Genomic DNA, 26589 nt, shown 5'->3' on the forward strand with positions numbered 1-26589 from the left:
GTATATAATGGTAACATAAACAGGAGCGGGAAGCAACATAAAACAACAGCTAAAAAAATATAAGAGTAAAGGGGAAATGTTGAATTGAAGAAATTATTATCGATCTTTGAAGTCTTTTTTAAAATTGGATTGTTTACTTTCGGAGGAGGCCTTGAGATGCTTCCTCTGTTTAAGCGAGAGTTAGTCGAAAAGCATCACTGGATCACAGAGGATGAACTGATGGATATGATATCAATCTCTCAGTCCGTACCGGGGAGCCTGACAATCAACAGTGCGGCTTTCCTTGGAAGAACCATGGAAGGTATCAAGGGTGCAGTCTTTGCAATCCTGGGCGCAGCACTGGCTCCGATGCTCTGTATTGCCCTGGTTGTAGTAATTGAGCCTTTGATTGATGGCAATATCTATGTGGACCACTTTTTTACAGGAGTTCGTGCCGCAGTGGTAGGCCTGATCTTAAGTGCACTGCTGGATCTTCGATCACATGTACTTCAGTCTAAGGCCGATCTGGTGATTATGGCAGGATCATTTGGAGCGATGCAGGTGTTTGACATTAACTTTGTTTATATCATTGCCTGTGGAGTCTTATGTTCTCTGTTCTTGTATTTTCTGGCAAATAAAAACAAAGTCGGGACTGCTATTATATTAGGAAGTAATCTTGTGATATCAGCAATAAACTATAAGACTGCCTATGTCTTCTGGGGAATTTTTGCCCTATCCTACATCTGTTATCGATATGACAGATTTCAGATTCGAAAGAAAATCGAAAATAAGAATATCGAACAAGAAGAAAAAAATCCACATGTGGCACTGAAAGGGGAAGAGGCAAATGCTAATACTTGAATTATTTTTAAGATTTTTTAAATTGGGTTTTATGAGCTTTGGCGGGGGATATGCGATTGTCCCTCTGTTATATGAAGAGGTGTCGGGTATATGGGATGTAACGAAGACACAGTTTGCCAATCTGATTGGCCTGTTCGAACTGACGCCCGGTTCTGTGACAGTGAATGCTGCAGGTTATGTGGGGTATCAGATTGGAAAAATACCGGGAGCTGTGCTGTCGACCATTGGCGTTATACTGCCGTCCTTTATCTTGATGCTGATTATAAGCAGCCTCCTGAAGAGATTTTCTGAAAATGAACTGACAAACGAAGTGATCCGGGGAGTCAGACCTGCAGCGATGGGAATTATGTGTTCTTCGCTCATCTTTTTTATCGGGACTTCGATTATGGAGGCCGGCAATATGCCAAAATCGATATCAGATCCTCTGGTTATCAGTATTCCTTCGCTTTCTATTGCAGCACTTAGTTTTTATGCTGTGCATAAAAAGAATATAAACCCTATTTGGGTTACACTGGGCGCAGGAGCTCTGGGCGTTTTACTTGTAAAATGACAGAGTCTGAAAAAAACCTTGACTTTTGACATTTTTAAGGATATAATATCTGAGCGTGCATAAGATGTACGACCATTTTGTGCGCAAAATTTTATAATAAGAAGTTAAGCAACCGGGTACCCCGTATTATACGGAGATTTTATCAGGAGGTGAAAAGGAATGCCAACATTCAATCAGTTAGTAAGAAAAGGACGTCAGACCACATCTAAAAAATCTGATGCTCCGGCTCTGCAGAAAAACTTTAACTCTCTGCAAAAGAAAACATCCGATCTGTCTTCACCACAAAAACGTGGCGTCTGCACAGCAGTAAAGACAGCGACACCTAAGAAGCCGAATTCAGCACTCAGAAAGATCGCCAGAGTTCGTCTCTCTAATGGTATCGAAGTTACAAGCTATATTCCGGGTGAAGGACATAATCTTCAGGAACATAGTGTTGTTCTGATTCGTGGAGGAAGAGTTAAGGACCTGCCAGGTACAAGATACCACATTATCCGTGGAACATTGGATACTGCAGGTGTAGCTAACAGGAAACAGGCCCGTTCCAAATACGGTGCTAAAAGACCAAAAAAATAATTAAGACAAAGGTCTTTTGTCTGCTTTAAGCAGGCTTACTAATATTCGAATTTTCTTGTATCACAGATATCTATGATTGTACGGTGTTCCTTAACCTTTCACGGTTGCAGGTTAATAGAGAATTTACCAGTGCGAACATACATTATATGTGTGAGTACCTGAGATCTAATCGAATTATGATTAAGGAGGGAAGTAACGTGCCACGTAAAGGACATACTCAAAAGAGAGATGTTTTAGCAGATCCGTTATATAATAATAAAGTGGTAACCAAACTTATCAATAACATCATGTTAGATGGTAAGAAGGGTGTTGCACAGAAGATTGTATACGGTGCATTTGCTAAAGTTGAAGAAAAGGCTGGAAAACCAGCTATTGAAGTTTTTGAAGAAGCTATGAACAATATCATGCCGGTTCTTGAAGTAAAAGCAAGGCGAATCGGTGGAGCTACGTATCAGGTTCCGATCGAGGTAAGACCGGACAGACGCCAGGCATTAGCACTTCGCTGGCTTACGACTTATTCTCGTAAGAGAGGCGAAAAGACTATGGAAGACAGGCTGGCCAATGAGCTTCTGGATGCAATGAATAACACAGGAGCATCCGTTAAGAAAAAAGAAGACATGCATAAGATGGCAGAGGCAAATAAGGCTTTTGCTCATTACAGATTCTAATGCAGGTTTTAGGTGAGAAGGATTCCGGTCTTGGCCGAATCCGACTCGTTTCATACTAAAACAGGAGGAAAAAATTTTGGCTAGGGATTATCCATTAGAGAGAGTCAGAAATATCGGTATTATGGCACATATTGATGCAGGTAAGACAACTCTTACCGAGCGTATTCTGTACTATACCGGTGTTAACTATAAGATTGGTGATACCCATGAGGGAACTGCTACCATGGATTGGATGGAGCAGGAACAGGAAAGAGGTATCACAATTACTTCAGCCGCCACCACCTGTCATTGGACGCACGAAAAGGACGGTGAGCCGGAGCCAGGTGCTTTGGAACATCGCATCAACATTATTGATACGCCAGGACATGTTGACTTTACTGTAGAAGTAGAGAGATCCTTACGTGTGCTTGACGGAGCAGTCGGTGTATTTAGTGCAAAAGGCGGTGTCGAGCCACAGTCTGAGAATGTATGGCGTCAGGCGGACACTTACAATGTCCCACGTATGGCATTTATCAACAAGATGGATGTTATGGGCGCTGATTTCTACGGTTCCGTAGATCAGATCAGGACTCGTTTAGGAAAAAATGCAATTATGCTTCAGCTGCCAATCGGAAAAGAAGATTCCTTTACTGGAATCATCGATTTGATGGAAATGAGAGCTTACATCTATAACGATGAAAGAGGCGACGACATCACGATTGAGGAGATTCCGGATGACATGAAGGAAGATGCAGAACTTTATCGTGCAGAGATGATTGAGAAGATTTGCGAACTGGATGATGATCTTACGCTTCGTTATCTGGAAGATGAGATTCCATCTGAAGATGAGATGAAAGCAGTTCTGAGAAAAGCCACCTGTGAAGGTACAGCTGTTCCAGTATGCTGCGGTTCCGCTTATAAGAATAAAGGTGTTCAGAAACTTTTGGATGCTGTTATTGATTATATGCCTTCACCAATTGATATTCCGCCAATTGACGGAACAGATATGGAAGGAAACGAAGTAGTCAGACATTCATCTGACGAAGAGCCGTTTTCAGCTCTTGCGTTCAAGATTATGACTGATCCATTTGTAGGAAGACTGGCCTACTTCAGAGTATATTCTGGTACCATGAAGGCCGGCTCTTACGTATACAATTCTACAAAAGACAAGAAAGAACGTGTCGGACGTATCCTTCAGATGCATGCGAACAAGAGACAGGAGCGAGAGATCGTATATTCAGGAGAGATTGCTGCGGCAATCGGGCTGAAAGTTACATCTACAGGTGATACACTCTGTGACGAGCAGCATCCGGTAATTCTTGAATCCATGGAATTCCCGGATCCGGTTATTGAGTTGGCTATTGAACCTAAGACAAAGGCCGGGCAGACAAAACTTGGCGAGGCTCTTGCAAAACTTGCAGAAGAAGATCCAACCTTCCGTGCCCATACGAATGAGGATACAGGACAGACTATTATTGCCGGAATGGGTGAACTTCATCTTGAGGTTATCGTGGATCGTCTGCTCCGCGAATTCCATGTAGAGGCTAATGTCGGTGCTCCGCAGGTTGCATATAGAGAGACCATCACGAAACCGGCTGATGTTGACAGCAAGTATATCAAGCAGTCCGGAGGACGTGGACAATACGGACACTGTAAAGTTAAGTTTGAGCCCATGGATCCGAATGGGGAAGAAAGCTACAACTTCCAGAATTCTGTTGTCGGCGGAGCTATTCCGAAAGAATATATCCCGGCAGTTGATCAGGGTATTCAGGAAGCTATGAAAGCCGGTATCCTCGGAGGATTCCCGGTAGTAGGTGTTGCGGCTAACGTATATGACGGATCCTATCATGAGGTCGATTCTTCAGAGATGGCTTTCCATATCGCGGGCTCTATGGCATTCAAAGATGCTATGCACAAAGGTTCCCCGGTACTTTTGGAGCCGATCATGAAAGTGGAAGTTTCCACTCCGGAAGACTACATGGGAGATGTTATCGGTGATATTAACTCCCGTCGTGGACGTATCGAAGGAATGGATGACATCGGCGGAGGAAAGATGATCCGAGGATTTGTACCTCTTGGAGAAATGTTCGGATATGCAACTGATCTGCGTTCCAGAACACAGGGTCGTGGTAACTACTCTATGTTCTTCGACAGATATGAGCAGGTTCCGAAGTCGGTACAGGAAAAAGTTCTGTCTGCTGTAAGCAAATAGAAATTATAAGTCAAAAAACACACTTGCAATACCTTTGATTATGCAATATAATCAAGGGTAGCAGGTTGCGTAAAATAAAGAAATTTAAAAGCCCGTATGAGGCATATCTATTAAGGAGGAATTTTAAAAATGGCTAAGGCTAAATTTGAAAGAACAAAACCCCATTGCAACATTGGTACCATTGGACATGTTGACCATGGTAAAACAACTCTGACAGCTGCTATCACGAAAGTTTTGTCTGTAAGAGTACCTGGTAATGATTCTGTTGATTTTGATCATATCGATAAAGCTCCGGAAGAAAAAGAACGTGGTATCACAATTTCTACTTCTCACGTTGAGTATGAGACAGAGCACAGACATTATGCTCATGTTGACTGCCCAGGGCATGCCGATTATGTAAAGAACATGATCACAGGTGCTGCTCAGATGGATGGAGCTATCCTTGTTGTAGCTGCTACAGATGGTGTAATGGCTCAGACAAAGGAGCATATTCTTCTTTCCCGTCAGGTAGGCGTACCTTATATCGTAGTATTCATGAATAAATGCGATATGGTTGACGACGAAGAATTACTGGAACTGGTAGACATGGAAATCCGTGAACTGTTAAGCGAGTATGACTTCCCTGGCGATGATACACCGATTATTCAGGGATCCGCTCTGAAGGCAATTGAAGAGCCGGAAGGACCTTGGGGAGACAAGATTATGGAACTTATGGATGCTGTTGACAGCTGGATTCCGGATCCACAGCGTGCAACAGATCAGCCATTCCTGATGCCTGTAGAGGATATCTTCACAATCACAGGACGTGGTACAGTTGCCACAGGACGTGTTGAGCGTGGTACACTTCATCTGAACGAAGAAGTTGAAATCATCGGAATCAAAGAAGAGACACGTAAGACAGTTGTAACAGGTATTGAGATGTTCCGTAAACTTCTGGACGAGGCTCAGGCTGGTGATAATATCGGTGCACTGCTTCGCGGGGTTCAGAGAACAGACATCGAAAGAGGACAGGTACTTGCAAAACCAGGTACGGTAACCTGCCATACAAAGTTTACCGCTCAGGTTTACGTTCTTACAAAAGATGAAGGTGGACGTCATACTCCTTTCTTCAACAACTATCGCCCTCAGTTCTACTTCAGAACAACGGACGTAACAGGTGTTATCAATCTTCCGGAAGGAACAGAGATGTGTATGCCTGGTGATAACGTAGAGATGACAATTGAACTGATTCATCCAATAGCTATGGAGCAGGGTCTTACATTCGCTATCCGTGAAGGTGGACGTACAGTTGGATCAGGACGAGTTGCTACAGTTATTGAGTAATAATTGTATAAATAAATAATTTGTGATCAAACGGAGTAATACAAATGCCGCAGTTCTTGGAAAATTGAGAACTGCGGCATTTTTAATTGCTGTTTTAAATTATAGTTCGATCAGCTCTTTTGGTGAATGGGCGAGATCTTCGTATCCGTCTTCTGTGATCAGAATCATGTCCTCGATCCGGACGCCGCCGAAACCAGGTATATAGATGCCAGGCTCGATGGTCTCAATCATGTTTGCTTTCATGACTGTCTGGTCAGTCATGGAGAAACGCGGTTCTTCATGGATGAACAGGCCGACACTGTGACCAAGTCCGTGCCCGAAGCAGTCTCCATATCCGGCTTCCGTGATGATATCCCTGGCAATTTTGTCCACCTCACAGCCCTTCATGCCTGGTTTTACTGCAGCCATGGATTCTTTATGTGCACAAAGAACGATATCATAGATCTCCTTTTGCTTATCATTTGCCTTGCCAATTACTATGGTTCTTGTCATATCGGAACAATAGCCCTTGTAGATGCAGCCAAAATCCATAGTGAGAAAATCGCCATATTCCAGTTTCTTTTCACTTGGAACAGCATGAGGCATAGAGGAGTGAATACCGGATGCAACAATAGAATCAAAAGATAACCCTTCTGCACCGTTCATCTTCATCTCGTATTCAAGACGGGCAGCTACTTCAAGCTCTGTCTGTCCCTCTTTGATATAACCTAACATGGCTGAAAATGCAGCATCTCCAATACTCTCAGCTTTTCTGAGGTAATCGAGTTCTTCCGGAGTCTTAACCTGACGAAGTTTATTCACGGATTGTCCCATGGGGGTCCAAGCTTCAACATGGAGCTCATTCTCGAACTTATTAAAATCACTGCACAACATGGAGCAATCTTCATATCCAAGAGTCCTGGCATGATCCTGGCTGATGCATCTGTTCAGAAGTTCGGTCCTGGAATGTTCTTTGTTCTCCTCAGTTACTGTGAAATCACTTTCTTTTTGGGCTGCTTCTGTATATCGGGAATCCGTGATCAGCACATGCTGGTTTTGGGAAATGTATAAAACACCTTCGCCGCCTCTAAAACCGCTGATATAGCGCATATTATAAGGATCGGTGATTAACAGTGCATCGATATTTTTCTGGCTTATCAGGCCGTTAACATTATCTCTCATTTATCTGATTCAATCCTTTCTTAGGTTTATGTATAAGAACATCTTAGCACAATAAAATCTCTTTTACAATCGTTTTCCTATGTGACTAACTCACAGAACATTATTTGAAATTGTATTATTCTATACTCAACAAGAGATACTAGTACATAAGAGATATTAGTACAAAAAGCAAATGACTTTTAATAAATGGAGGTAACTGATATGGCAGTAACACAATTAAAAAAAGACAAATTTGATGAAGCGATTCAAGAAAAAGGAAAACTTGTGGTGATTGATTTTTTTGCAACCTGGTGTGGACCTTGTAAGGTTTTAAGTCCAGTTGTTGATCAGGCGTCTGAAGAATTTACCGATGTGGCTTTTTATAAAGTGGATATTGACGAAGAGATGGAACTCGCTCAGAGATATCAGGTGATGAGCGTACCAACAGTCCTTTTTATAAAAGAGGGCGAGGTTGTAAATAAGAGTGTTGGATCGATTCCAATTGAACGCCTGAGGGACCTCATCAATGAGGCGAAATAATAAGTTTATAACTGAAAAAGTTTGATAAAAGTTTTCTATGTACTTTCTCCTATTAGGGACAGCATCATGACAGATGCCGTCCCTCTTCCTTTTATGACACTTTGATCATAACCTTCCCGGTTCTGCGGTATTCCGGCTTTGTGAAGACATCTGCGATATCGTCAAGCGGTACGATGTTTGTGATCAGATTTTTTACATCTATCATGTGTGAATCCAACACCGCGACAGCCCGCTTAAATGTGTATGGGTTGATGAAAGATGATGTGATCTTCAGTTCTTTTTTAAAGACAAGATCCGGCCGGAGTGGAAAACTATCATCTGGAGATGCCAGACCAAAGAACATGACAGTAGCTGTATTGCCCGCAAAGTTTAGGGCATCTTCCTGCGTATGTATATTGCCGACACACTCGATGACAACATCTACGTTTTCACAATAATTTCTTAGAACGGTTTGCACATCCTCTTCCAGTGGATTGATGACCTTGGTGGCGCCCAATTTCAATGCCTGGGTTCGCTTCTCCTCTACAGGTTCTGATAAAATCAGCTTAGCCGCCCCTGCATGTTTTGCAAGCTGCAGCATAATCATACCAATCGGTCCGCCTCCGATGACCAACACAGTTGAACCCACTTTGATATTGCACAAATCAATTCCGTTCAAGCAGCAAGAGACCGGTTCAGCCATAGCCGCTTCCATAAAACTCAAGTCTTCTGAGAACGAATAAACTTGCTTTTCGTGTGTGATGACATATTCCGCAAACGCGCCGTTCACGGTCGTCCCGACTCCGATCATATCTGTACAGAAATGGGCCTTCCCATTCTTGCAATAATAGCATTCTCCGCATGTGTCATTGGGGTCCCCGCTTACCCGGTCGCCGACCTTGACGGAAGTGACATTCTTCCCGACTTTTGTGACCACACCAGAAAACTCATGTCCCGGTATCAGTGGGGGAGTGACCTCAAAAGCACCTCCGTCACCGTTAAAAATATGGATATCGGTGCCACATACCCCACAGTACTTTACCTGAATTAATACTTCATCCTCCTTTAGATCGCGAAGAGGAACCTCTTTTACAGTTAAATCTTGTTTTCCCTGGTAAACTGCCGCTTTCATCCTATTGCCCTCCTGTTTGTATGTTAAACTTAAATATGAACCTTGTTATAGGTATCATACGTCAAAATCATACAAGGTGCAATGAAAAACAGACAAAACCATCATTTTATTTTAATTGAAATATGGTATACTACTAATATGATGCAAGTGTCAAAAGGTATTTTGACGCTAATGATACATAGATTGTTACAGGAGGGTCAGATAATGTACGGTTTGGATGAAGTAAGAGCGGTAGATCCTGAAATTGCGGTTTTGATCGAAAAAGAACTTGAGCGTCAGAACAGTCATATTGAACTGATAGCTTCCGAAAACTGGGTTTCGAAAGCGGTCATGGCTTCGATGGGAAGTGTATTTACGAATAAATATGCGGAAGGATACCCGGGAAAACGTTTTTACGGTGGATGTCAGTATGCTGACGAGGTGGAAACACTGGCAATTCAACGTGCAAAGCAGATTTTTGGATGTACGTATGCCAACGTTCAGCCGCATTCGGGAGCACAGGCGAACATGGCAGTGTTTTTTGCTCTTTTAAAGCCGGGAGATACGATTCTGGGCATGGATCTGGACCATGGCGGCCATTTGACACATGGAAGTCCGGCTAATTTTTCAGGAGCTTATTTTAAAGCGGTGCCCTATGGAGTAGATGATCATGGGTTTCTGGATTATGATCAGGTAAAACGTCTGGCGAAGGAATACAGACCAAAAATGATTGTGGCAGGTGCCAGTGCCTATGCCAGAAAAATTGATTTTAAACGGTTCCGGGAAATCGCCGACGAGGTGGGTGCATATCTGATGGTGGATATGGCTCATATTGCGGGACTGGTTGCGACCGGGCAGCATGAAAGTCCGATTCCCTATGCTCATGTGACAACCACTACAACCCACAAAACACTTCGCGGACCACGCGGTGGGCTGATCTTATCTTCAGAAGAATTTGCAAAAGACCATCAGCTGAATAAAGCCGTATTTCCAGGAATCCAGGGAGGGCCCCTGATGCATGTGATTGCGGCGAAGGCCGTCTGTTTTAAAGAAATTCTCAGTGATGAATTTCAGCAGTATGGGAGAGATGTGGTGACAAATGCCAAAGCTTTATGTGACGGATTGGTGAAGCGCGGAATTCAGATTGTATCCGGCGGAACGGACAATCATCTGATGCTGCTTGATTTGGCTCCCATGAGAAAAACAGGAAAAGAAGTGGAGAATCTGCTCGACAGTGTGAACATTACGGCAAATAAGAATACTATACCAAATGATCCTAAGTCTCCGTTTGTGACCAGTGGTTTGAGGCTTGGTACTCCGGCCGTGACTACCCGCGGGATGAAAACAGGAGATATGGATGTGATTGCACAGGCAATTGCCGTTATGCTTTATGAAGGGGAAAGCGGAGAGAAAAAAGCAGAGAAGCTGGTTAAAAACCTTACGGATAAATATCCGCTGTAATAGAAGGAGAGCCGGGGATGCATGATCCCCGGCAGGTATGAAAAAGAAAATTTATGCTAAAAGAGCAAGGCAGCCATCTATCTCTGACTTTTCTCTGACTTTTAACGACTACTAAACTCTTTATTTGATTTATGACTTTAGTATACAGAACATTTGTGAGTAAAGTGTGATGAAATATTCAATAAACTGTGAAGACTACATGAAGTATCTATAAAGCGCTTTATGAATATTTTACATCTAGGGCCAAGATCTTAAAGATTAAACATTTTCTGGAATGATCTCAGGTTTTCTTTTCACATCTATTTCGATCTCTTTGTTGTTTGCGGTTACGGTCAAAGTAGAGTGCTCAAGACTGCCTTCCAGCATTTTTTCTGCGATGGCATCCTCCAGTGTAGATTGTATCACTCTTTGCAAGGGACGTGCCCCATATACCGGGTCAAATCCTTTTTCGGATAGTATGCCGACGGCCTTGTCGTCCACTTCTAGGGTAAAGCCAAGCTGCCTGGAACGATCCTGCAGTTCTCTTAACATCTTGAGTGTGATTGCATGAATCACTTGCTTATCCAATTGATGGAAGATAATGATATCGTCCAAGCGATTCAGGAATTCAGGCTGAAAAGTTTCTTTGACAGTTTCTTTGATTCGGGACGCCATGTCTTCCTTTTCCTGCTCGGCAGATGCTTCCGCTGAAGAGGCGAATCCGAGTGTTTTCTTTGAGGCGAGATCTCTTGCACCGAGGTTTGAGGTCATGATAATAATCGTATTTTTAAAATCTACGGTTCTGCCCTGTCCATCGGTAAGTCTTCCGTCATCCATAATCTGCAAAAGTGCATTCCACACATCGGGATGTGCTTTTTCTATTTCATCAAAGAGAACAATGCTGTATGGTTTGCGTCTCACGCGTTCTGTCAGCTGACCGCCCTCTTCGTATCCGACGTATCCCGGAGGGGACCCAATTAGTTTTGAAACTGTGTGTTTTTCCATATATTCTGACATATCAATTCGAATAACAGCATTCTCATCCTGAAACATTACCTCGGCCAATGCCTTGGACAACTCCGTTTTTCCTACACCGGTCGGACCAAGGAAGAGAAAGGATCCAATTGGGCGCTCCGGCGAGCGAATTCCCGTCCTGCTTCTGCGGATAGCCTTTGCCACGGTAAGGATAGCTTCATCCTGTCCTATGACACGTTGATGAAGGGTATCTTCGAGCTTCATCAGTCTCTGGCTTTCACTCTCCGTGAGCATAGTTACGGGGACTCCAGTCCACTGTGATACGACAGATGCGACATCTTCTTCATTGATTTCGTGGATTTTTGAATTGGTCCACAGCCCTTTCTGGTAATCTAGACGTTCCCGAAGGGTTTTTTGACGGTCTCGGATCTTAGCTGCCTCCTCATAGTTCTGGATGTTTACGGCCTCCTGCTTTTTGTTCTGCAGCTGATGGATCTCCTCTTCCATTTTGCGAAGATGGGGAGGTATGGTCATGCTGTCTGTTTTTACACTGGCCGCAGCTTCATCAATCAGGTCAATGGCCTTATCCGGCAGATATCTGTCGGAAATATAACGAGAGGAAAGTTCAACGGCGGCCTTTAAGGCATCATCCGTGATCTTTAGGTCATGGAATTGTTCGTATTTTTCACGAATTCCTCTCAGAATCGAAAGTGTATCCTCTCTGGAAGGCTCATTTATTGTAACCGGCTGGAATCTGCGCTCAAGAGCAGCATCCTTTTCGATATATTTTTTGTATTCATTCAACGTCGTGGATCCGATAACCTGGACCTCACCTCTTCCGAGAGCCGGTTTTAAGATATTTGATGCGTCCATGGCGCCTTCTGTTGCACCTGCTCCAATCAACGTATGAAGCTCATCGATGAAAATAATAACATTTCCGGCGGCCTTGGCTTCGTCGAGATACGATTTGATTCGTTCCTCGAAATCCCCACGGTATTTTGTACCGGAGACCATTTTGCTAAGATCCAGAGAAAGTATTCTTTTGTCCAGAAGGTTCTTTGGTGCCAGTCCCTCAGATATCCGCTGTGCCAGACCTTCTGCAATGGCGGTTTTTCCTACACCAGGTTCTCCGATAAGCACAGGATTGTTTTTCGTCCTTCTGGAAAGGATCTGAATAGCTCTTTTTATTTCTTTGTCTCTTCCGATGACCGGATCGAATCCACCTGCGGATGCAATTGAAGTGAAGTCCACACTGAATTGTTCCAGGGTTTTTGTCTCTGGTGCTTCCTTTTGCTTCGTCTGTGTCATAGTCTGTGGCCACTGTGTGCCCATGGTATCCATGAGATCTTTTATTATCTTATCACAATCGGCTCCTGCAGAGGTCAACAACTGGTTGGCTGCACAATTCTTCTGAAGGAGGATTGCGAGCAGGATATGCTCAGGATCTGTCGATGCGTGATGCAGCTTATCTGCCTGCGATTTGGCAAGTTCTAAGACCTGATCAGCCTCCGTGCTAAAGCGCATCAGAAAGCTTTTGGAAGCTTTTGCTGCATCTTCATCATAAGTTTTGATCAGATCAGCGATCAGCTGATCATCAAATCCATTCTTGAGCAAAGCGCTGGCTGCACTGCTGTTCTTGTGGTCTTTACTTACAAGAGCGAGAAGTAGGTGCTCACTGCCCGCGAACCCATGTTCCATATCGCCTGCAATACCTACAGCTGTCTTTAGAAGAAGTTTGGATTCTTTGCCAAGTGATTGTTTACTCATATATGACAGCCCCCTTTTTTTCTTGTTGTATCTCATCGCGAAGCCTTGCGGCTTCCTCGTACTCTTCACTTTGCACTGCCTGTTCAAGCTGGTATTTTAATGCATTCAGGCGGCGTTTTTTCTTAATCTCCTCATCTGCGGCATGCAAGAAAGGACTCTCACCGATATCCCTTGCCTTTGTCTGATTCTGCATATACATCCAATTATTTCCTCCCATCTGGTTCCATGCACTCTGCTGCTTTGCAGCAATTGCATATTGTCTGAATTTTTCGGCACAGTCGTTACACAGATGAACTTCCTGTTCCACTCCCATCCAATTTACTAAAAAACTAAGTGTAGCTTCATTTTCATGACAATGCTGGCACTTCATGTCAGATCACTCCTTTCTGTGGCAAGGCCTGTTGTTCACTCCCTCGTAGATGTCTACGAGACGGTTGAGATAATCTATCAGTTGAAACATATCCTCTTCACCGAACTTAGAAACAACTTCATTTAACATCTGTTCGTAGGAAACTTTTGTTTCCTTTAATACAGCACTGCCTTTCGGTGTTGCAGTTACGTATAACTTTCTTCTGTCAGATAAATCTATGTCACGGATAATATAACCCTTTTTCTCCAGGGAGTTTAAAATTTGTGAAATCGCTGGCCTGGATAGATGCATGCAGGTCTGAATCTCCGTGACGTTTAACCTGCTGCTTGTGCAGACACAGCCGTTCGTGATCTTATCCATGACAACCCATTCATTAAGTGGAATGCAGCAATGAGAAGGATAGCAGGCATCCAGTTTCTTAAAGCGAAAGGAAGCACTTAAAAAGCTATCCTTTATAGAACTCCCCATGTGATTCACCTCCTGTTAGTTAGTCGAGACTAGTTAAGAACTTAACTATTTATTTGCTTAACATTATAACGCGTAATATCAGAATGTCAATAGGTTTTGAAAAAAATATACTAAAATAGTGTACATTTTGAAAATGTACTTGAAGGATCCCAGATATTGCTGTATATTAGAAGAAAAATAACTACATATGGTAAGATTGTGAGAGCCCGAAGAGCGTAGCAATCTGTGTATCATTAGCGTCAAAATACCTTTTGACGCGTGCATGCTATACCGAAATACACGAGAAGGAAAGCTGGGAGGGAGGAAGAAAGGTAAATGATAGATACAATGAAGATTGTAAAACGAGATGGGAGTTTTGAAGTATTCTCTTTAGATAAGATTAAAAATGCTGTGAGAAAATCATTTTTAAGTGTCGATACGCAGATCAGTGAGCAGGAATATGGTCGTCTGACCAGACGTATTGCAAAAAAGATAACGTGTGATTATTCAGATGAAAACAGGGCTTCCGTGGAAGAAATTCAAGACATTGTGGAACAGACTCTCATGGAGGAAAATTACTATAAGGAAGCAAAGAGTTATATCCTTTATCGCGATGTCAGAAATAGAAAACGAAAAACAAGAGATGACATCAGTGAATTTTTTAGAACACTTCCTGAGATTGATCAAACGTTAAAGAAGATTGAAAGGGATTTTAGAGAAGAAGTTTATGATCTGGATTATCTGAAAAATAAGTTCAAGGCTTTTTATAAAACGGACATGGATACGGATGAATGTCTGTCTATGCTGATTAAAGCGGCCGTGGAACTGACTACACAGGAAGCACCTCATTGGGAATACATTGCAGCAAGGCTTTTATTTATTCAAGTTGAACGAAATCTAAAAAAGGAGGCCAGAGATCTTCGCATCCATAGCCTCTATGAGAAAATCAGTTACCTCACGCAGCAGGAGCTGTACGGGAGCTATATTCTAAAACATTACACAAAAGAGGAAATTGATGAATTTGAGACCTATATTGATTCATCCCGCAATGAGCTTTTAAACTACTCAGGACTTGAACTACTAATCAAACGCTATGTGATCCGTTCTCATGAAAATGTTCCTCTTGAGAGCGTTCAGGAGATGTATCTGGGGATTGCCATGCATCTGGCTATGCTCGAAAAAAATGACAGAAATAGCTGGGTAAGAAAGTTTTATGATATGCTTAGCACACTTAAGGTGACTATGGCAACACCGACGCTCTCGAATGCCAGAAAGCCGTATCAGCAGCTGTCCTCGTGCTTCATTGATACGGTACCGGATTCTTTGGATGGAATTTATAGAAGTATTGATAATTTTGCCAAAGTAAGTAAGTTTGGCGGAGGGATGGGAATGTATTTCGGAAAGGTACGAGCAAGTGGAAGCAGTATCCGCGGATTCAAGGGTGCTGCAGGTGGCGTGATTCGGTGGATCAAGCTGGCAAATGACACGGCCGTAGCAGTAGATCAGCTTGGCATGAGACAGGGGGCTGTCGCGGTTTATCTGGATGTATGGCATAAAGACTTGCCGGAATTTTTGAATCTTCGCACGAATAACGGAGATGACCGGATGAAGGCCCACGATGTATTCCCGGCGGTATGCTACCCGGATTACTTTTGGAAGATGGCAAAAGAGAATGTCGAGGGGGACTGGTACTTGATGTGCCCTCATGAGATTCTCACTGTAAAAGGATATGCCCTGGAGGACAGTTATGGGGATGAATGGGAGAAGAAGTATCTGGATTGTATAAGAGATGAGAGAATCGGCAAACGGGCGATTCCCATTAAAGAACTCATTCGTCTGATTATAAAAAGCGCTGTGGAAACGGGGACGCCATTTACATTTAACCGAGACCATGTAAATCAGGCGAATCCCAATAAACATAAAGGTATGATTTACTGCAGCAACCTGTGCACAGAGATTGCACAGAATATGAGTGCCATTGATGCCGCCGATCAAAGGATTGAGCAGGTAGATGGTGAGACGGTTGTTGTCACTGTTACGAAGCCAGGAGACTTTGTTGTGTGTAACCTTGCCAGTCTCTCCCTTGGCAATATTGATGTGGATGACAGCGAAGAGGTTATGGATATTACAAGGAGTGTAGTCCGGGCTCTTGACAATGTCATCGACTTGAATTTCTTCCCTCTGCCCTATGCAAAAATCACGAACCAGAAGTATCGTCCGATCGGACTTGGAGTGAGCGGGTATCATCATATGCTTGCAAAACATCAGATCAGATGGGAGAGTGAGGAACATCTAAAGTTGGCAGATCGGGTTTTCGAAGACATTAATTATGCGGCGATTACTGCAAGCATGGAAAATGCCAGAGAAAAAGGGACATATGAGTGTTTTGAAGGCAGTGACTGGCAGACGGGAAAATACTTTGAAAGCAGAGAGTATCATTCAAAAAGATGGATCAAACTAAAGAAAGAGGTCGCCGCGTCGGGTATTCGAAATGGATATCTTCTTGCGATAGCGCCCACAAGCAGTACCAGTATTCTCGCGGGAACGACAGCAGGACTGGATCCCGTCATGAACCGATATTTTCTTGAGGAGAAGAAGAATGGCCTCGTTCCCAGAGTGGCACCAGATCTGTCACCGGATACCTACTGGTATTATAAAAATGCCCACTATATTGACCAGATCTGGTCTGTCAGGGCCTGCGGTGTTCGCCAAAGACATATTGATCAGGCACAGAGCATGAACCTGTATATTACTAATGAATATACATTCCGAGGGGTTTTGAATCTTTATATCAGAGCATGGGAGGAAGGGGTGAAGACGATCTACTATATTCGTTCCAGGAGTCTGGAAGTAGAGGAGTGTGAAGCCTGCTCGTCATGAAAGGAGAACAAAGTGGGCTGCTTTGTACAAAACAGGAAAGAAATAGGAAGGAGAGAGTTATTGCAAGACAGGGTTTGTTTTCAATAACAAGGAAGATATGAGTGAATTGAAGAAAAAGTTATTATTTAATCCCGACGGTGATATCGATGTGGGAAAGCGAAAATTGGTTGGGGGAAATACTACAAATCTGAATGATTTCAATAATATGAAATATACGTGGGTCAGCAGCTGGTACCGTCAGGCGATGAATAATTTCTGGGTTCCGGAAGAGATTAACCTGAGTATGGATGTAAAAGAATATCCCAATCTAGCTGATCCTGAAAGACGGGCTTATAATAAAATTTTGTCATTTTTAATTTTTTTGGACAGTCTGCAGTCTGCGAATCTCCCTACGCTGGGCGAATATATCACTGCAAATGAGGTGAATCTCTGTCTGGCAATCCAGACATTTCAGGAGACGGTTCACAGCCAGAGCTACAGCTATATGCTGGATACTATCTGTGAACCTCAGCAGAGAAATCAGGTTTTGTATGAATGGAAGAATGATAAACATCTTCTGGAGAGAAATACATTTATTGGAGATATCTACAATGCTTTTCAGAAGGAGAAGTCTCTTGACAATATGATGAAGACAATTGTTGGAAACTATATATTAGAAGGAGTTTATTTCTTCAGCGGGTTCATGTTTTTCTACAATCTCGGAAGAAACAATAAAATGCCGGGATCAGTTCAGGAGATACGCTATATTAATCGTGATGAGAATACCCATCTTCGTCTGTTCCAGAATATCATCATGGAACTTAAAAAAGAGGAGCCCCACCTTTTTACTCCGGAGAAAGTTGATGTATATCGAGCTATGATTAAGGAAGGCTGTGAACAGGAAATTCGCTGGGGATGTTATGCAATTGGAGACGAAGTTCAGGGGCTGACAAAAGATATGGTGACAGACTATATTCAGTATCTGGGTAATCTGCGATGTAAAAATCTTGGGTTTGACGGTATCTTTGAAGGACACGATAAGGAACCGGAATCTATGACCTGGGTCAGTCAGTACAGCAATGCCAATATGATAAAAACAGATTTCTTTGAGGCGCGCAGCACGGCATATGCAAAGAGCAGTGCTTTGTTGGATGACCTGTAAAAAACGAAAAGAAAGACCTTGACTTTCAATTATTCACATGATATATTTATATAGTGACGTGAAAGAAGGTCTTTTTTTTATGCACAAATCAGGGCGGCATCCCTGAGACTGTATGAGAGAAATGACTATAAGGATGAAGTGATTCATCGAATATGCAATGATACAGTGGAGGTGGAAGTCGTGCGCGTAAATATAACATTGGCATGTACGGAATGTAAACAACGTAATTATAACATGACAAAGGACAAGAAGAATCATCCCGACAGAATGGAGACAAAGAAATATTGTAGATTCTGCAAGAAACACACAACTCACAAAGAGACCAAATAATTAATAGCTAAATTTGGCGCGATGCGTGATACAGAGGTGATAGGATGTCAGAAACGGTAAAAGAAAAGAAAGTTAAGAAAAGCTGGTTCAAGGGCTTAAAGTCCGAATTCAAGAAGATTGTCTGGACCGATAAGAAGAGTCTTGCAAAGCAGACAATTGCTGTTCTTGTGATCTCTGTGATCATGTGTGTTTTGATTGCAGTGATTGACAGTGCCTCTTTTGAACTGGTGAATTTATTACTGAAGTAAGGGCAAAGGTGATTCAATGTCAGAGACAAACTGGTATGTTGTTCATACCTATTCCGGCTATGAGAATAAAGTAAAGGCCAATATAGAAAAGACAATTGAAAACAGACATCTTGAAGACCAGATTATCGAAGTGCGAGTTCCTCTTGAAGAAGTGATAGAAGTTAAGAACGGAACAAAGAAACAGGTACAGAGAAAGTTGTTCCCGGGCTATGTTCTCATAGACATGGTCATGAATGATGACACCTGGTATGTCGTAAGGAATACAAGGGGTGTGACCGGATTCGTCGGTCCGGGCTCCAAACCGGTACCACTTACAGAGACAGAGATAAACTCACTGGGTCTGATAGAGCAGGATAAGCCCGAAGAGGATGTAGTGATTGATCTGGAAGAGGGCGATGCAGTTGTTGTTACAGGCGGAGCCTGGGAGAAGACAACCGGAGTCGTTTTAAATATCAATAAACCAAAGCAGGTTGTCACGATCAATGTTGAACTGTTTGGCCGGGAGACCCCGGTGGAAATCAGTTTCTCAGAAGTTCAGAAGATATAATTATTTAAGAGACTGCGGGATCATATATGATGCTGCATGACTCGTGGGAGGGGAATTCCCGCAATTACCACAATATAGGAGGTGCCTTAATATGGCAAAGAAAGTAACAGGATATATCAAACTACAGATCCCTGCTGGTAAAGCGACACCAGCACCGCCGGTTGGCCCGGCTTTAGGTCAGCACGGTGTTAACATTGTACAGTTTACAAAGGAGTTCAATGCCAGAACTGCCGACAAAGGAGATGTTCTCATCCCCGTTGTAATCACTGTATATGCAGACAGAAGTTTCAGCTTTGTAACCAAAACTCCTCCGGCAGCTGTTTTGCTGAAGAAAGCCTGCAATCTGAAATCTGGTTCGGGAGTTCCGAATAAGACAAAGGTTGCAACCATTTCCAAGGATAAACTGCGTGAGATTGCAGAGACAAAGATGCCTGACTTAAATGCAGCATCTGTTGAGACTGCGATGAGCATGATTGCCGGAACAGCAAGAAGCATGGGTATCACAGTAGAAGAATAGAATTAATTCCATTTTGACCCGGAAAAAAGAGACGTGGGAGGGAAATTCCCGCAATTACCACCAGGAGGTTATAGAAAATGAAACATGGTAAGAGATATACAGAGGCTGCAAAAACAGTTGATCGTACAACACTTTACGATCCTGAAACCGCTGTTGCAGCAGTTAAGAAACTGGCAGTAGCAAAGTTTGATGAAACAATTGAAGTACACATTCGCACAGGATGTGACGGACGTCATGCCGATCAGCAGATCCGCGGAGCAGTTGTGCTGCCACATGGAACAGGAAAGACAGTTCGCGTTCTGGTATTCGCAAAAGGTGCAAAAGCTGATGAAGCTGCTGCAGCCGGAGCTGATTTCGTTGGAGCAGATGAGCTTGTCCCGAGAATCCAGAATGAAGGCTGGCTGGATTTTGATGTAGTTGTTGCTACACCGGATATGATGGGAATCGTCGGACGCCTGGGAAGAATCCTTGGACCGAAAGGTTTAATGCCAAACCCGAAGGCAGGAACTGTAACTATGGATGTTACAAAAGCTGTAAATGATATTAAAGCAGGTAAGATTGAGTATCGCCTCGATAAATCAAACATCGTACACGTGCCGATTGGAAAAGCTTCTTTTACGGAGGAGCAGTTAGCGGACAACTTCCACACACTGATGAGTGCGATTAACAAGGCCAGACCTTCTACACTGAAAGGGCAGTATTTAAGGAGCGTTACACTTGCTCCGACAATGGGCCCCGGTGTGAAACTGAACCCTGTTAACCTTGCATAAATAGAATGATTGAAAAAGACTGATGCGGACTTTGACGTCCTGCTTCAGTCTTTTTTGAACTTGTAGTACACAGATAGGATGACATATCGGAAGATGAAAGAGGTGTAAGAGGATGATAAATGCAGGATTAATATTAGAAGGCGGAGCGACCAGAGGGGTATTCACGGCCGGTGTTTTGGATTATCTGATGGAAAACGATGTTTATCTTTCTCATGTTGTGGGTGTGTCGGCCGGAACCTGCAATGGCGTGGACTATATTTCCCGGCAGATCGGCAGATCTCGAGATTGTATGATTCACGAGGACAAAAAAGATGGGCATGCCTACATGGGTGCTTCAGTTCTTTTGAAAAAGCATACGCTTTTCGACATGGATATGGTGTTCGATGAATATCCGAATCACCTGTATCCTTTTGATTTTAAAACATATGAGAATTCTGACATGAAGGGTGAATGGGTCGTCACGAACTGCCTTACCGGTGAACCCGAATACATGGATGATAAAGAGAACCGGGAAAATCTTATGACAATCTGCCGTGCATCTTGCAGCATGCCAATTGTATCTCCGATGGTATATATCGGAAAAGTGCCATATCTAGACGGAGGCGTCTCGGATTCAATTCCGCTTAAGAGGATGTTTTCTTATGGAAAAGACAAGAACGTTGTGATCCTGACCAGGAATCCGGGATATCGAAAGAAACCGTTCGGTCGAGCGGAAGAGAAACTTTATGCCCGTGCACTGAAAGATTACCCAAAGATGTACGAAGCTTTCAAAAATCGTTATCAGGTATATAATCATTCCGTGAAAATGGCGGAAAAACTGGAAAAAGAGGGGAAGATATTTCTTATCAGACCACTTGAGAATACAGTGGGACGTACGGAGACAAGCTATGAGAAACTGATGGCGTTCTACCGCCATGGGTATGACTTGATGTCAGAACAGTTTGAAAAGCTTGTAGATTACCTGAATAAATAATATTGACAGTACAAAAAATATGTGATATGATACATCAGTATCACGCCGAAGACAGCAGGTGCCGTAAGGCATAAGGTTAATAACGCCTGCCGAGGATAGAAATTCTTTAGATGAAGAATATTTAGTCCTGTTCTGTGTGAACAGGACTTTTTTAGCGTGTACGATAAATCTATAAGGAGGTGCACCAATCGTGGCAAAAGTAGAACAGAAAAAACCGATCGTTGATGAGATTTCCAGTCTGATCAGTGATGCAGAATCTGTGGTACTGGTAAACTACAGCGGACTTACAGTTGCAGAAGATACTCAACTTCGTAAAAACTTAAGAGAAGCAGGTATCGTTTACAAAGTTTTTAAAAACACAATGATGAACTTTGCATTTAAGGGAACTCCTTGTGAAGAGCTCTGCAAACATCTGGAAGGAACGAATGCAATCGCAGTTTCCAAAGATGATGCGACAGCTCCGGCAAGAATTATTGCAAAATTCGCCAAAACAGCTCCGAAAGCAGAACTGGTTGCAGGCTGCGTAGAAGGAAGCTATTATGACAAGGCAGGAATTGAATCGCTCTCCACAATCCCTTCAAGAGAAGAACTTCTTGGAAGATTACTTGGAAGTATGCAGTCACCTGTCGCAAACTTTGCTCGTGTGCTGAAACAGATCGCTGAATCAAAAGGTGATGAAGCAGCAGCAGAATAATAAGTGATATCAAGGTCAAAAGGTAATACGCTTCAGTCTAAAAAAAACATAAGTTTCGACCTTGACTATTCAGAACAAAAAATAAAAAAGAAAGAATATTTGGAGGTAAATAAGAATGGCAAAGTTAACAACCGCTGAGTTTATTGATGCGATTAAAGAATTATCTGTATTAGAATTGAATGATTTGGTAAAAGCCTGCGAGGAAGAGTTTGGTGTATCCGCATCTGCAGGAGTTGTAGTTGCAGCAGCCGGTGATGGTGCAGCAGCCGAAGAAGAAAAAGATGAATTCGATGTTGAGCTGACGGAAGTCGGAGCAAGCAAGGTTAAAGTTATCAAAGTTGTTCGTGAAGTTACAGGACTTGGACTGAAAGAAGCAAAAGATCTCGTTGATTCAGCACCGAAAGTTATCAAAGAGTCTGCAACAAAGGCAGAAGCTGAAGAGATTAAGACAAAATTGGAAGAACAGGGTGCTAAAGTTACACTTAAGTAATTACACTGTAACTGCCATAAGAAGTAAAAGATCCCGGATAAGTCTGTTTCCAGATTTTACCGGGATTTTTTTCGCGAAAAAATGTATAATTTCCTGTTGACATACTTGACAAACTGTGATAATGTAAAGGATGCACTATTATGGCAAGATATGCCTAGGAGATTGCCCATATAACAAAAAAGCAATCTAAGGTATATGGTTATAATAAATATTAAAACACACAAGGGGTGAAACGTCAATGGAGAAAAACAGAATACGTCCCGTAGCCAGCGGAAAAAGTATGCGAATGAGTTACCAGAGACAAAAAGAAGTTTTGGAGATGCCCAACTTGATAGAGGTTCAGAAAGATTCCTATAATTGGTTTATCCACGAAGGCCTCCATGAAGCCTTTGATGATATTTCTCCAATCTCAGATTACAGTGGTAAGCTGAGCCTGGAATTCGTAGATTTTACTCTGTGCGAAGACGATGTTAAGTATTCCATCGAAGAGTGTAAACAACGTGATGCAACTTATGCGGCACCTTTAAAGGTTAAAGTGAGGTTGTATAATAGAGAGAAGGATGAAATCAGCGAACATGAGATATTCATGGGTGATCTTCCATTGATGACGGCAACAGGTACATTTGTAATCAATGGCGCAGAGCGTGTTATTGTTAGCCAGTTAGTACGTTCCCCTGGTATATATTATTCTATCGCACACGACAAGGTAGGAAAACAGCTGTATTCTTGTACTGTGATTCCGAACCGCGGTGCCTGGCTTGAATACGAGACGGATTCGAATGACGTCTTTTATGTTCGTGTTGACAGAACAAGAAAGGTTCCGATTACGGTTCTGATCCGCGCACTTGGCATTGGAACGAATGCGGAGATCGTAGATCTTTTTGGGGAAGAGCCGAAAATATTGGCAAGCTTTGGAAAAGACACTGCTGAGAATTATCAGGAGGGTCTTCTTGAATTGTATAAAAAGATACGTCCGGGTGAGCCACTTGCAGTTGAGAGTGCTGAGAGTCTGATTAATTCCATGTTTTTTGATCCCAGACGTTATGATCTGGCAAAGGTCGGACGTTATAAATTTAATAAAAAACTATCTTTTAAAAACCGTATTCGTGGTCACGAGCTCGCTGAAACAGTGGTTAATCCGCAGACCGGAGAAATTATCGCTGAAAAAGGTGCGAAGATGAGCCTGGAACAGTCGCTTGAGATCCAGAACGCTGCGGTTCCGTTTGTATGGATAAAAACCGAGGAACGGACTGTAAAAGTTCTTTCTAATATGATGGTTGATATTAGAAATTGGGTTGACTTATCAAAAGAGGAGCTTAACAGCCTTCACGTGACGGAAGATGTCTATTATCCGGTATTGGAGAAAATTCTGGAAGACTATACAGATATATCAGAACTCAAAGAAGCGATTGCCCGGGATATTCACGACCTGATTCCAAAGCATATTACCAGGGAAGATATTCTTGCTTCTATTAATTATAACATACATCTTGAGTATGGAATAGGAAATGATGATGATATTGATCATCTGGGAAACCGTCGTATCCGTGCGGTGGGTGAACTTCTTCAGAATCAGTATCGAATTGGATTGTCAAGACTCGAGAGAGTTGTCCGCGAGAGGATGACAACCCAGGACATCGATGGTATTTCACCGCAGTCTCTGGTCAACATCAAACCGGTGACTGCTGCGATTAAAGAATTCTTTGGTTCTTCACAGCTGTCACAGTTTATGGATCAGAACAACCCTCTGGGAGAACTGACACATAAGAGGCGTCTGTCGGCACTTGGACCAGGCGGGCTGTCAAGAGACCGTGCGGGGTTTGAGGTCCGTGATGTTCATTACTCTCATTATGGGAGAATGTGCCCGATTGAGACTCCTGAAGGACCTAACATCGGTTTGATTAATTCACTGGCATCGTATGCCCGCATTAATCAATATGGGTTTATTGAGGCACCTTATAGAAAAACAGACAAATCAGATCCTATGAATCCGCGCGTGATAGACGAAGTTGTATATATGGCAGCGGATGAAGAGGATAATTACCACATTGCACAGGCGAATGAACCGCTTGATGATAATGGATATTTTATTAATAAGAATGTGGCAGGCCGCTACAAAGAGGAAACGCAGCAATACGAGCGCCAGATGATGGACTATATGGACGTTTCTCCTAAGATGGTCTTCTCAGTTGCAACATCACTGATTCCATTCTTGCAGAATGATGATGCGAACCGTGCACTGATGGGATCAAACATGCAGCGCCAGGCAGTGCCGCTTTTGACAACAGAGGCACCGGCAGTCGGCACAGGTATGGAAGAGAAGACAGCGATTGACTCGGGTGTTTGCGTACTTGCAAAGAAATCTGGTACGGTTTCTTATTCGGCGTCAAATGAGATCCGAATAACAAATGATGATGGAACCAGAGATGTCTATCATTTGACGAAGTTTATGCGGAGTAACCAGAGCAACTGCTACAACCAAAGGCCAATCGTCTTCAAGGGAGACCATGTGGAGGAAGGCGAAGTGATCGCAGATGGCCCGTCTACGGATCACGGAGAATTGGCCCTTGGCAAGAATCCCCTGATCGGATTTATGACCTGGGAAGGTTATAATTACGAGGATGCAGTTCTTTTGAGTGAGAGGCTGGTGCAGGACGATGTATTTACCTCCGTTCATATTGAGGAATATGAAGCAGAGGCGCGTGACACCAAGCTTGGGCCTGAAGAGATCACAAAGGATGTCCCAGGTGTGGGTGATGATGCACTCAAGGATCTGGATGAAAGAGGAATTATTCGAATCGGCGCGGAAGTTCGTGCCGGGGATATTCTTGTTGGAAAAGTCACACCGAAAGGTGAGACCGAGCTTACGGCAGAAGAGAGACTTCTTCGTGCAATTTTTGGTGAAAAAGCCAGAGAAGTTCGTGATACATCGCTGAAAGTACCCCATGGTGAATATGGTATTGTTGTTGACGCAAAAGTCTTTACCAGAGAAAACGGCGATGAGTTATCACCCGGTGTCAATCAGGCAGTCCGAATCTATATTGCCCAGAAGAGAAAGATCTCTGTCGGCGATAAGATGGCCGGGCGTCATGGGAATAAAGGTGTTGTTTCCCGTGTGCTTCCTGTTGAAGATATGCCGTTTCTACCAAATGGCCGCCCCCTTGATATCGTTTTGAATCCCCTGGGAGTACCTTCGCGTATGAATATCGGTCAGGTGCTTGAGATTCATCTTTCACTGGCTGCAAAAGCTCTTGGATTTAATATATCCACTCCGATTTTTGACGGGGCAAATGAAGTCGATATTCAGGACACACTGGATCTGGCAAACGATTATGTGAATACAAGCTGGGAAGAGTTTTCAAAAAAGTATAAAGATAAGCTGCTGCCTGAAGTGTATGAGTATCTGCATGACAACCTTGACCACAGAAGTGAATGGAAAGGGGTTCCGATCCAACGAGATGGAAAAGTGACCTTACGTGACGGGAGAACCGGTGAGTTCTTTGATGGCCAAGTTACAATCGGCCACATGCATTATCTGAAACTCCATCATCTGGTGGATGACAAGATTCATGCCCGTTCTACAGGCCCATATTCTCTGGTTACGCAGCAGCCACTGGGTGGAAAAGCTCAATTCGGCGGACAGCGCTTCGGAGAGATGGAGGTGTGGGCCCTTGAGGCATACGGTGCTGCATATACACTGCAGGAGATTCTGACAGTGAAGTCGGATGATGTGGTAGGGCGTGTAAAAACTTATGAAGCAATTATTAAGGGTGAGAATATACCAGAACCTGGCATACCGGAATCCTTTAAGGTACTCCTGAAAGAACTTCAGTCGTTAGGACTTGACATGAAGGTCTTAGATGAGAATGATAATGAGGTGAAACTCATAGAATCACAGGATTATGGCGAGACTGACATGCGTGCCATTATCGAAGGTGATCGTTATACAAATAAAGAAGAAGATTTTGGCTCATACGGTTATGGCAAAAAAGAAATTAGCGGAGACGAGATGATTGACGTCGAAGAAGCCAATGATGAAGAAAAAGATGATCTCTTAGAATTTGACGAAGGACAGGATGAGTAAT

The 26589-nt window shown here is 43.1% G+C and carries 24 protein-coding genes and 1 other annotated feature; of the genes, 19 read left to right on the forward strand and 5 right to left on the reverse strand.

Features of this window, described 5'->3' with window-relative positions; genetic code table 11:
- Nucleotides 1-84 precede the first annotated feature (84 nt).
- The 6 genes from INP51_RS01240 to tuf all read left to right on the forward strand — a co-directional run bounded on the left by INP51_RS01240 (nucleotide 85) and on the right by tuf (nucleotide 6145).
- Nucleotides 85-840, forward strand: coding sequence for a chromate transporter (locus INP51_RS01240; protein ID WP_193735952.1), 756 nt, complete (start codon nucleotides 85-87; stop codon nucleotides 838-840).
- The gene (locus INP51_RS01245) at nucleotides 827-1390 is read left to right on the forward strand and encodes a chromate transporter (RefSeq protein WP_193735953.1); all 564 of its coding nucleotides are present in this window, start codon (nucleotides 827-829) and stop codon (nucleotides 1388-1390) included. The genes INP51_RS01240 and INP51_RS01245 overlap by 14 nt, the downstream gene beginning before the upstream one ends.
- A 159-nt stretch (nucleotides 1391-1549) precedes the next feature.
- On the forward strand, nucleotides 1550-1963 hold the full coding sequence (gene rpsL / locus INP51_RS01250; RefSeq protein WP_193735954.1) for a 30S ribosomal protein S12: 414 nt from the start codon (nucleotides 1550-1552) through the stop codon (nucleotides 1961-1963).
- Nucleotides 1964-2160: 197 nt separating this feature from the next.
- Nucleotides 2161-2631, forward strand: a complete 471-nt coding sequence (gene rpsG / locus INP51_RS01255) for a 30S ribosomal protein S7 (protein WP_207736890.1) — start codon at nucleotides 2161-2163, stop codon at nucleotides 2629-2631.
- 73 nt (nucleotides 2632-2704) lie between these two features.
- The gene (gene fusA / locus INP51_RS01260; protein ID WP_193737189.1) at nucleotides 2705-4822 is read left to right on the forward strand and encodes an elongation factor G; all 2118 of its coding nucleotides are present in this window, start codon (nucleotides 2705-2707) and stop codon (nucleotides 4820-4822) included.
- Between the two features lie 129 nt (nucleotides 4823-4951).
- The gene (gene tuf, locus INP51_RS01265; protein ID WP_193735956.1) at nucleotides 4952-6145 is read left to right on the forward strand and encodes an elongation factor Tu; all 1194 of its coding nucleotides are present in this window, start codon (nucleotides 4952-4954) and stop codon (nucleotides 6143-6145) included.
- Between the two features lie 99 nt (nucleotides 6146-6244).
- Here tuf and INP51_RS01270 read toward each other — a convergent pair whose 3' ends face one another.
- Nucleotides 6245-7306, reverse strand: a complete 1062-nt coding sequence (locus INP51_RS01270) for a M24 family metallopeptidase (RefSeq protein ID WP_193735957.1) — start codon at nucleotides 7304-7306, stop codon at nucleotides 6245-6247.
- A gap of 201 nt (nucleotides 7307-7507) precedes the next feature.
- Here INP51_RS01270 and trxA point away from each other — a divergent pair, with 201 nt between their 5' ends.
- Entirely contained in the window at nucleotides 7508-7825 is a 318-nt protein-coding gene (gene trxA / locus INP51_RS01275) for a thioredoxin (RefSeq protein ID WP_193735958.1), read from the forward strand.
- Between the two features lie 91 nt (nucleotides 7826-7916).
- Here the strand turns inward: trxA and INP51_RS01280 are convergent, their stop codons facing one another.
- Complete coding sequence (locus INP51_RS01280) at nucleotides 7917-8936, reverse strand: zinc-dependent alcohol dehydrogenase family protein (RefSeq protein WP_193735959.1); 1020 nt, start codon at nucleotides 8934-8936, stop codon at nucleotides 7917-7919.
- 204 nt (nucleotides 8937-9140) lie between these two features.
- Here INP51_RS01280 and INP51_RS01285 point away from each other — a divergent pair, with 204 nt between their 5' ends.
- Nucleotides 9141-10376, forward strand: a complete 1236-nt coding sequence (locus INP51_RS01285) for a serine hydroxymethyltransferase (protein WP_193735960.1) — start codon at nucleotides 9141-9143, stop codon at nucleotides 10374-10376.
- 258 nt (nucleotides 10377-10634) lie between these two features.
- Here the strand turns inward: INP51_RS01285 and INP51_RS01290 are convergent, their stop codons facing one another.
- The 3 genes from INP51_RS01290 to INP51_RS01300 are packed head-to-tail and all read right to left on the reverse strand — an operon-like array spanning nucleotide 10635 to nucleotide 13935.
- Nucleotides 10635-13097, reverse strand: coding sequence for an ATP-dependent Clp protease ATP-binding subunit (locus INP51_RS01290; protein WP_193735961.1), 2463 nt, complete (start codon nucleotides 13095-13097; stop codon nucleotides 10635-10637).
- A complete protein-coding gene (locus tag INP51_RS01295) occupies nucleotides 13090-13467 on the reverse strand; it encodes a UvrB/UvrC motif-containing protein (protein ID WP_193735962.1) in 378 nt (125 codons plus the stop codon). Before INP51_RS01295 ends, INP51_RS01290 begins: the two co-directional genes overlap by 8 nt.
- A gap of 6 nt (nucleotides 13468-13473) precedes the next feature.
- The gene (locus INP51_RS01300) at nucleotides 13474-13935 is read right to left on the reverse strand and encodes a MarR family winged helix-turn-helix transcriptional regulator (protein ID WP_193735963.1); all 462 of its coding nucleotides are present in this window, start codon (nucleotides 13933-13935) and stop codon (nucleotides 13474-13476) included.
- Nucleotides 13936-14250: 315 nt separating this feature from the next.
- Between INP51_RS01300 and INP51_RS01305 the strand changes: the two genes are divergently transcribed.
- The 11 genes from INP51_RS01305 to rpoB all read left to right on the forward strand — a co-directional run bounded on the left by INP51_RS01305 (nucleotide 14251) and on the right by rpoB (nucleotide 26588).
- A complete protein-coding gene (locus INP51_RS01305) occupies nucleotides 14251-16794 on the forward strand; it encodes a ribonucleoside-diphosphate reductase subunit alpha (RefSeq protein ID WP_331463485.1) in 2544 nt (847 codons plus the stop codon).
- 97 nt (nucleotides 16795-16891) lie between these two features.
- On the forward strand, nucleotides 16892-17935 hold the full coding sequence (locus tag INP51_RS01310; protein WP_193735964.1) for a ribonucleotide-diphosphate reductase subunit beta: 1044 nt from the start codon (nucleotides 16892-16894) through the stop codon (nucleotides 17933-17935).
- A gap of 180 nt (nucleotides 17936-18115) precedes the next feature.
- The gene (gene rpmG, locus INP51_RS01315; RefSeq protein WP_193737191.1) at nucleotides 18116-18265 is read left to right on the forward strand and encodes a 50S ribosomal protein L33; all 150 of its coding nucleotides are present in this window, start codon (nucleotides 18116-18118) and stop codon (nucleotides 18263-18265) included.
- Between the two features lie 44 nt (nucleotides 18266-18309).
- Entirely contained in the window at nucleotides 18310-18513 is a 204-nt protein-coding gene (gene secE, locus INP51_RS01320) for a preprotein translocase subunit SecE (RefSeq protein WP_193735965.1), read from the forward strand.
- Nucleotides 18514-18529: 16 nt separating this feature from the next.
- Nucleotides 18530-19060: a transcription termination/antitermination protein NusG gene (nusG, locus tag INP51_RS01325; protein ID WP_193735966.1), complete on the forward strand. Its 531-nt coding sequence runs from the start codon at nucleotides 18530-18532 to the stop codon at nucleotides 19058-19060.
- Between the two features lie 91 nt (nucleotides 19061-19151).
- Nucleotides 19152-19577 (forward strand): 50S ribosomal protein L11, encoded by a 426-nt coding sequence (gene rplK, locus INP51_RS01330; RefSeq protein WP_193735967.1) that lies wholly within the window; start codon nucleotides 19152-19154, stop codon nucleotides 19575-19577.
- Nucleotides 19578-19654: 77 nt separating this feature from the next.
- Entirely contained in the window at nucleotides 19655-20347 is a 693-nt protein-coding gene (gene rplA / locus INP51_RS01335) for a 50S ribosomal protein L1 (protein WP_193735968.1), read from the forward strand.
- A gap of 112 nt (nucleotides 20348-20459) precedes the next feature.
- Nucleotides 20460-21320: a patatin-like phospholipase family protein gene (locus INP51_RS01340; protein WP_193735969.1), complete on the forward strand. Its 861-nt coding sequence runs from the start codon at nucleotides 20460-20462 to the stop codon at nucleotides 21318-21320.
- 27 nt (nucleotides 21321-21347) lie between these two features.
- Nucleotides 21348-21482: a sequence feature (ribosomal protein L10 leader region), on the forward strand.
- Between the two features lie 28 nt (nucleotides 21483-21510).
- The gene (rplJ, locus tag INP51_RS01345) at nucleotides 21511-22014 is read left to right on the forward strand and encodes a 50S ribosomal protein L10 (RefSeq protein WP_193735970.1); all 504 of its coding nucleotides are present in this window, start codon (nucleotides 21511-21513) and stop codon (nucleotides 22012-22014) included.
- A 115-nt stretch (nucleotides 22015-22129) separates the two neighbouring features.
- Nucleotides 22130-22504, forward strand: coding sequence for a 50S ribosomal protein L7/L12 (gene rplL, locus INP51_RS01350; protein WP_193735971.1), 375 nt, complete (start codon nucleotides 22130-22132; stop codon nucleotides 22502-22504).
- Between the two features lie 238 nt (nucleotides 22505-22742).
- Nucleotides 22743-26588, forward strand: coding sequence for a DNA-directed RNA polymerase subunit beta (rpoB, locus tag INP51_RS01355; protein ID WP_193735972.1), 3846 nt, complete (start codon nucleotides 22743-22745; stop codon nucleotides 26586-26588).
- Nucleotide 26589 lies beyond the last annotated feature (1 nt).

This window comes from Blautia liquoris (assembly GCF_015159595.1).
Taxonomy (GTDB): domain Bacteria; phylum Bacillota; class Clostridia; order Lachnospirales; family Lachnospiraceae; genus Novisyntrophococcus; species Novisyntrophococcus liquoris.

Excerpts from the sequence above, each read along its gene's own strand:
- INP51_RS01245 (WP_193735953.1), top strand. The coding sequence starts at position 827 with ATGCTAATACTTGAATTATTTTTAAGATTTTTTAAATTGGGTTTTATG.
- rpsL (WP_193735954.1), top strand. The coding sequence starts at position 1,550 with ATGCCAACATTCAATCAGTTAGTAAGAAAAGGACGTCAGACCACATCT.
- tuf (WP_193735956.1), top strand. The coding sequence starts at position 4,952 with ATGGCTAAGGCTAAATTTGAAAGAACAAAACCCCATTGCAACATTGGT.
- INP51_RS01270 (WP_193735957.1), bottom strand. The coding sequence starts at position 7,306 with ATGAGAGATAATGTTAACGGCCTGATAAGCCAGAAAAATATCGATGCA.
- trxA (WP_193735958.1), top strand. The coding sequence starts at position 7,508 with ATGGCAGTAACACAATTAAAAAAAGACAAATTTGATGAAGCGATTCAA.
- INP51_RS01280 (WP_193735959.1), bottom strand. The coding sequence starts at position 8,936 with ATGAAAGCGGCAGTTTACCAGGGAAAACAAGATTTAACTGTAAAAGAG.
- INP51_RS01285 (WP_193735960.1), top strand. The coding sequence starts at position 9,141 with ATGTACGGTTTGGATGAAGTAAGAGCGGTAGATCCTGAAATTGCGGTT.
- INP51_RS01290 (WP_193735961.1), bottom strand. The coding sequence starts at position 13,097 with ATGAGTAAACAATCACTTGGCAAAGAATCCAAACTTCTTCTAAAGACA.
- INP51_RS01295 (WP_193735962.1), bottom strand. The coding sequence starts at position 13,467 with ATGAAGTGCCAGCATTGTCATGAAAATGAAGCTACACTTAGTTTTTTA.
- INP51_RS01300 (WP_193735963.1), bottom strand. The coding sequence starts at position 13,935 with ATGGGGAGTTCTATAAAGGATAGCTTTTTAAGTGCTTCCTTTCGCTTT.
- INP51_RS01305 (WP_331463485.1), top strand. The coding sequence starts at position 14,251 with ATGATAGATACAATGAAGATTGTAAAACGAGATGGGAGTTTTGAAGTA.
- INP51_RS01310 (WP_193735964.1), top strand. The coding sequence starts at position 16,892 with ATGAGTGAATTGAAGAAAAAGTTATTATTTAATCCCGACGGTGATATC.
- secE (WP_193735965.1), top strand. The coding sequence starts at position 18,310 with ATGTCAGAAACGGTAAAAGAAAAGAAAGTTAAGAAAAGCTGGTTCAAG.
- nusG (WP_193735966.1), top strand. The coding sequence starts at position 18,530 with ATGTCAGAGACAAACTGGTATGTTGTTCATACCTATTCCGGCTATGAG.
- rplK (WP_193735967.1), top strand. The coding sequence starts at position 19,152 with ATGGCAAAGAAAGTAACAGGATATATCAAACTACAGATCCCTGCTGGT.
- rplA (WP_193735968.1), top strand. The coding sequence starts at position 19,655 with ATGAAACATGGTAAGAGATATACAGAGGCTGCAAAAACAGTTGATCGT.
- INP51_RS01340 (WP_193735969.1), top strand. The coding sequence starts at position 20,460 with ATGATAAATGCAGGATTAATATTAGAAGGCGGAGCGACCAGAGGGGTA.
- rplL (WP_193735971.1), top strand. The coding sequence starts at position 22,130 with ATGGCAAAGTTAACAACCGCTGAGTTTATTGATGCGATTAAAGAATTA.
- rpoB (WP_193735972.1), top strand. The coding sequence starts at position 22,743 with ATGGAGAAAAACAGAATACGTCCCGTAGCCAGCGGAAAAAGTATGCGA.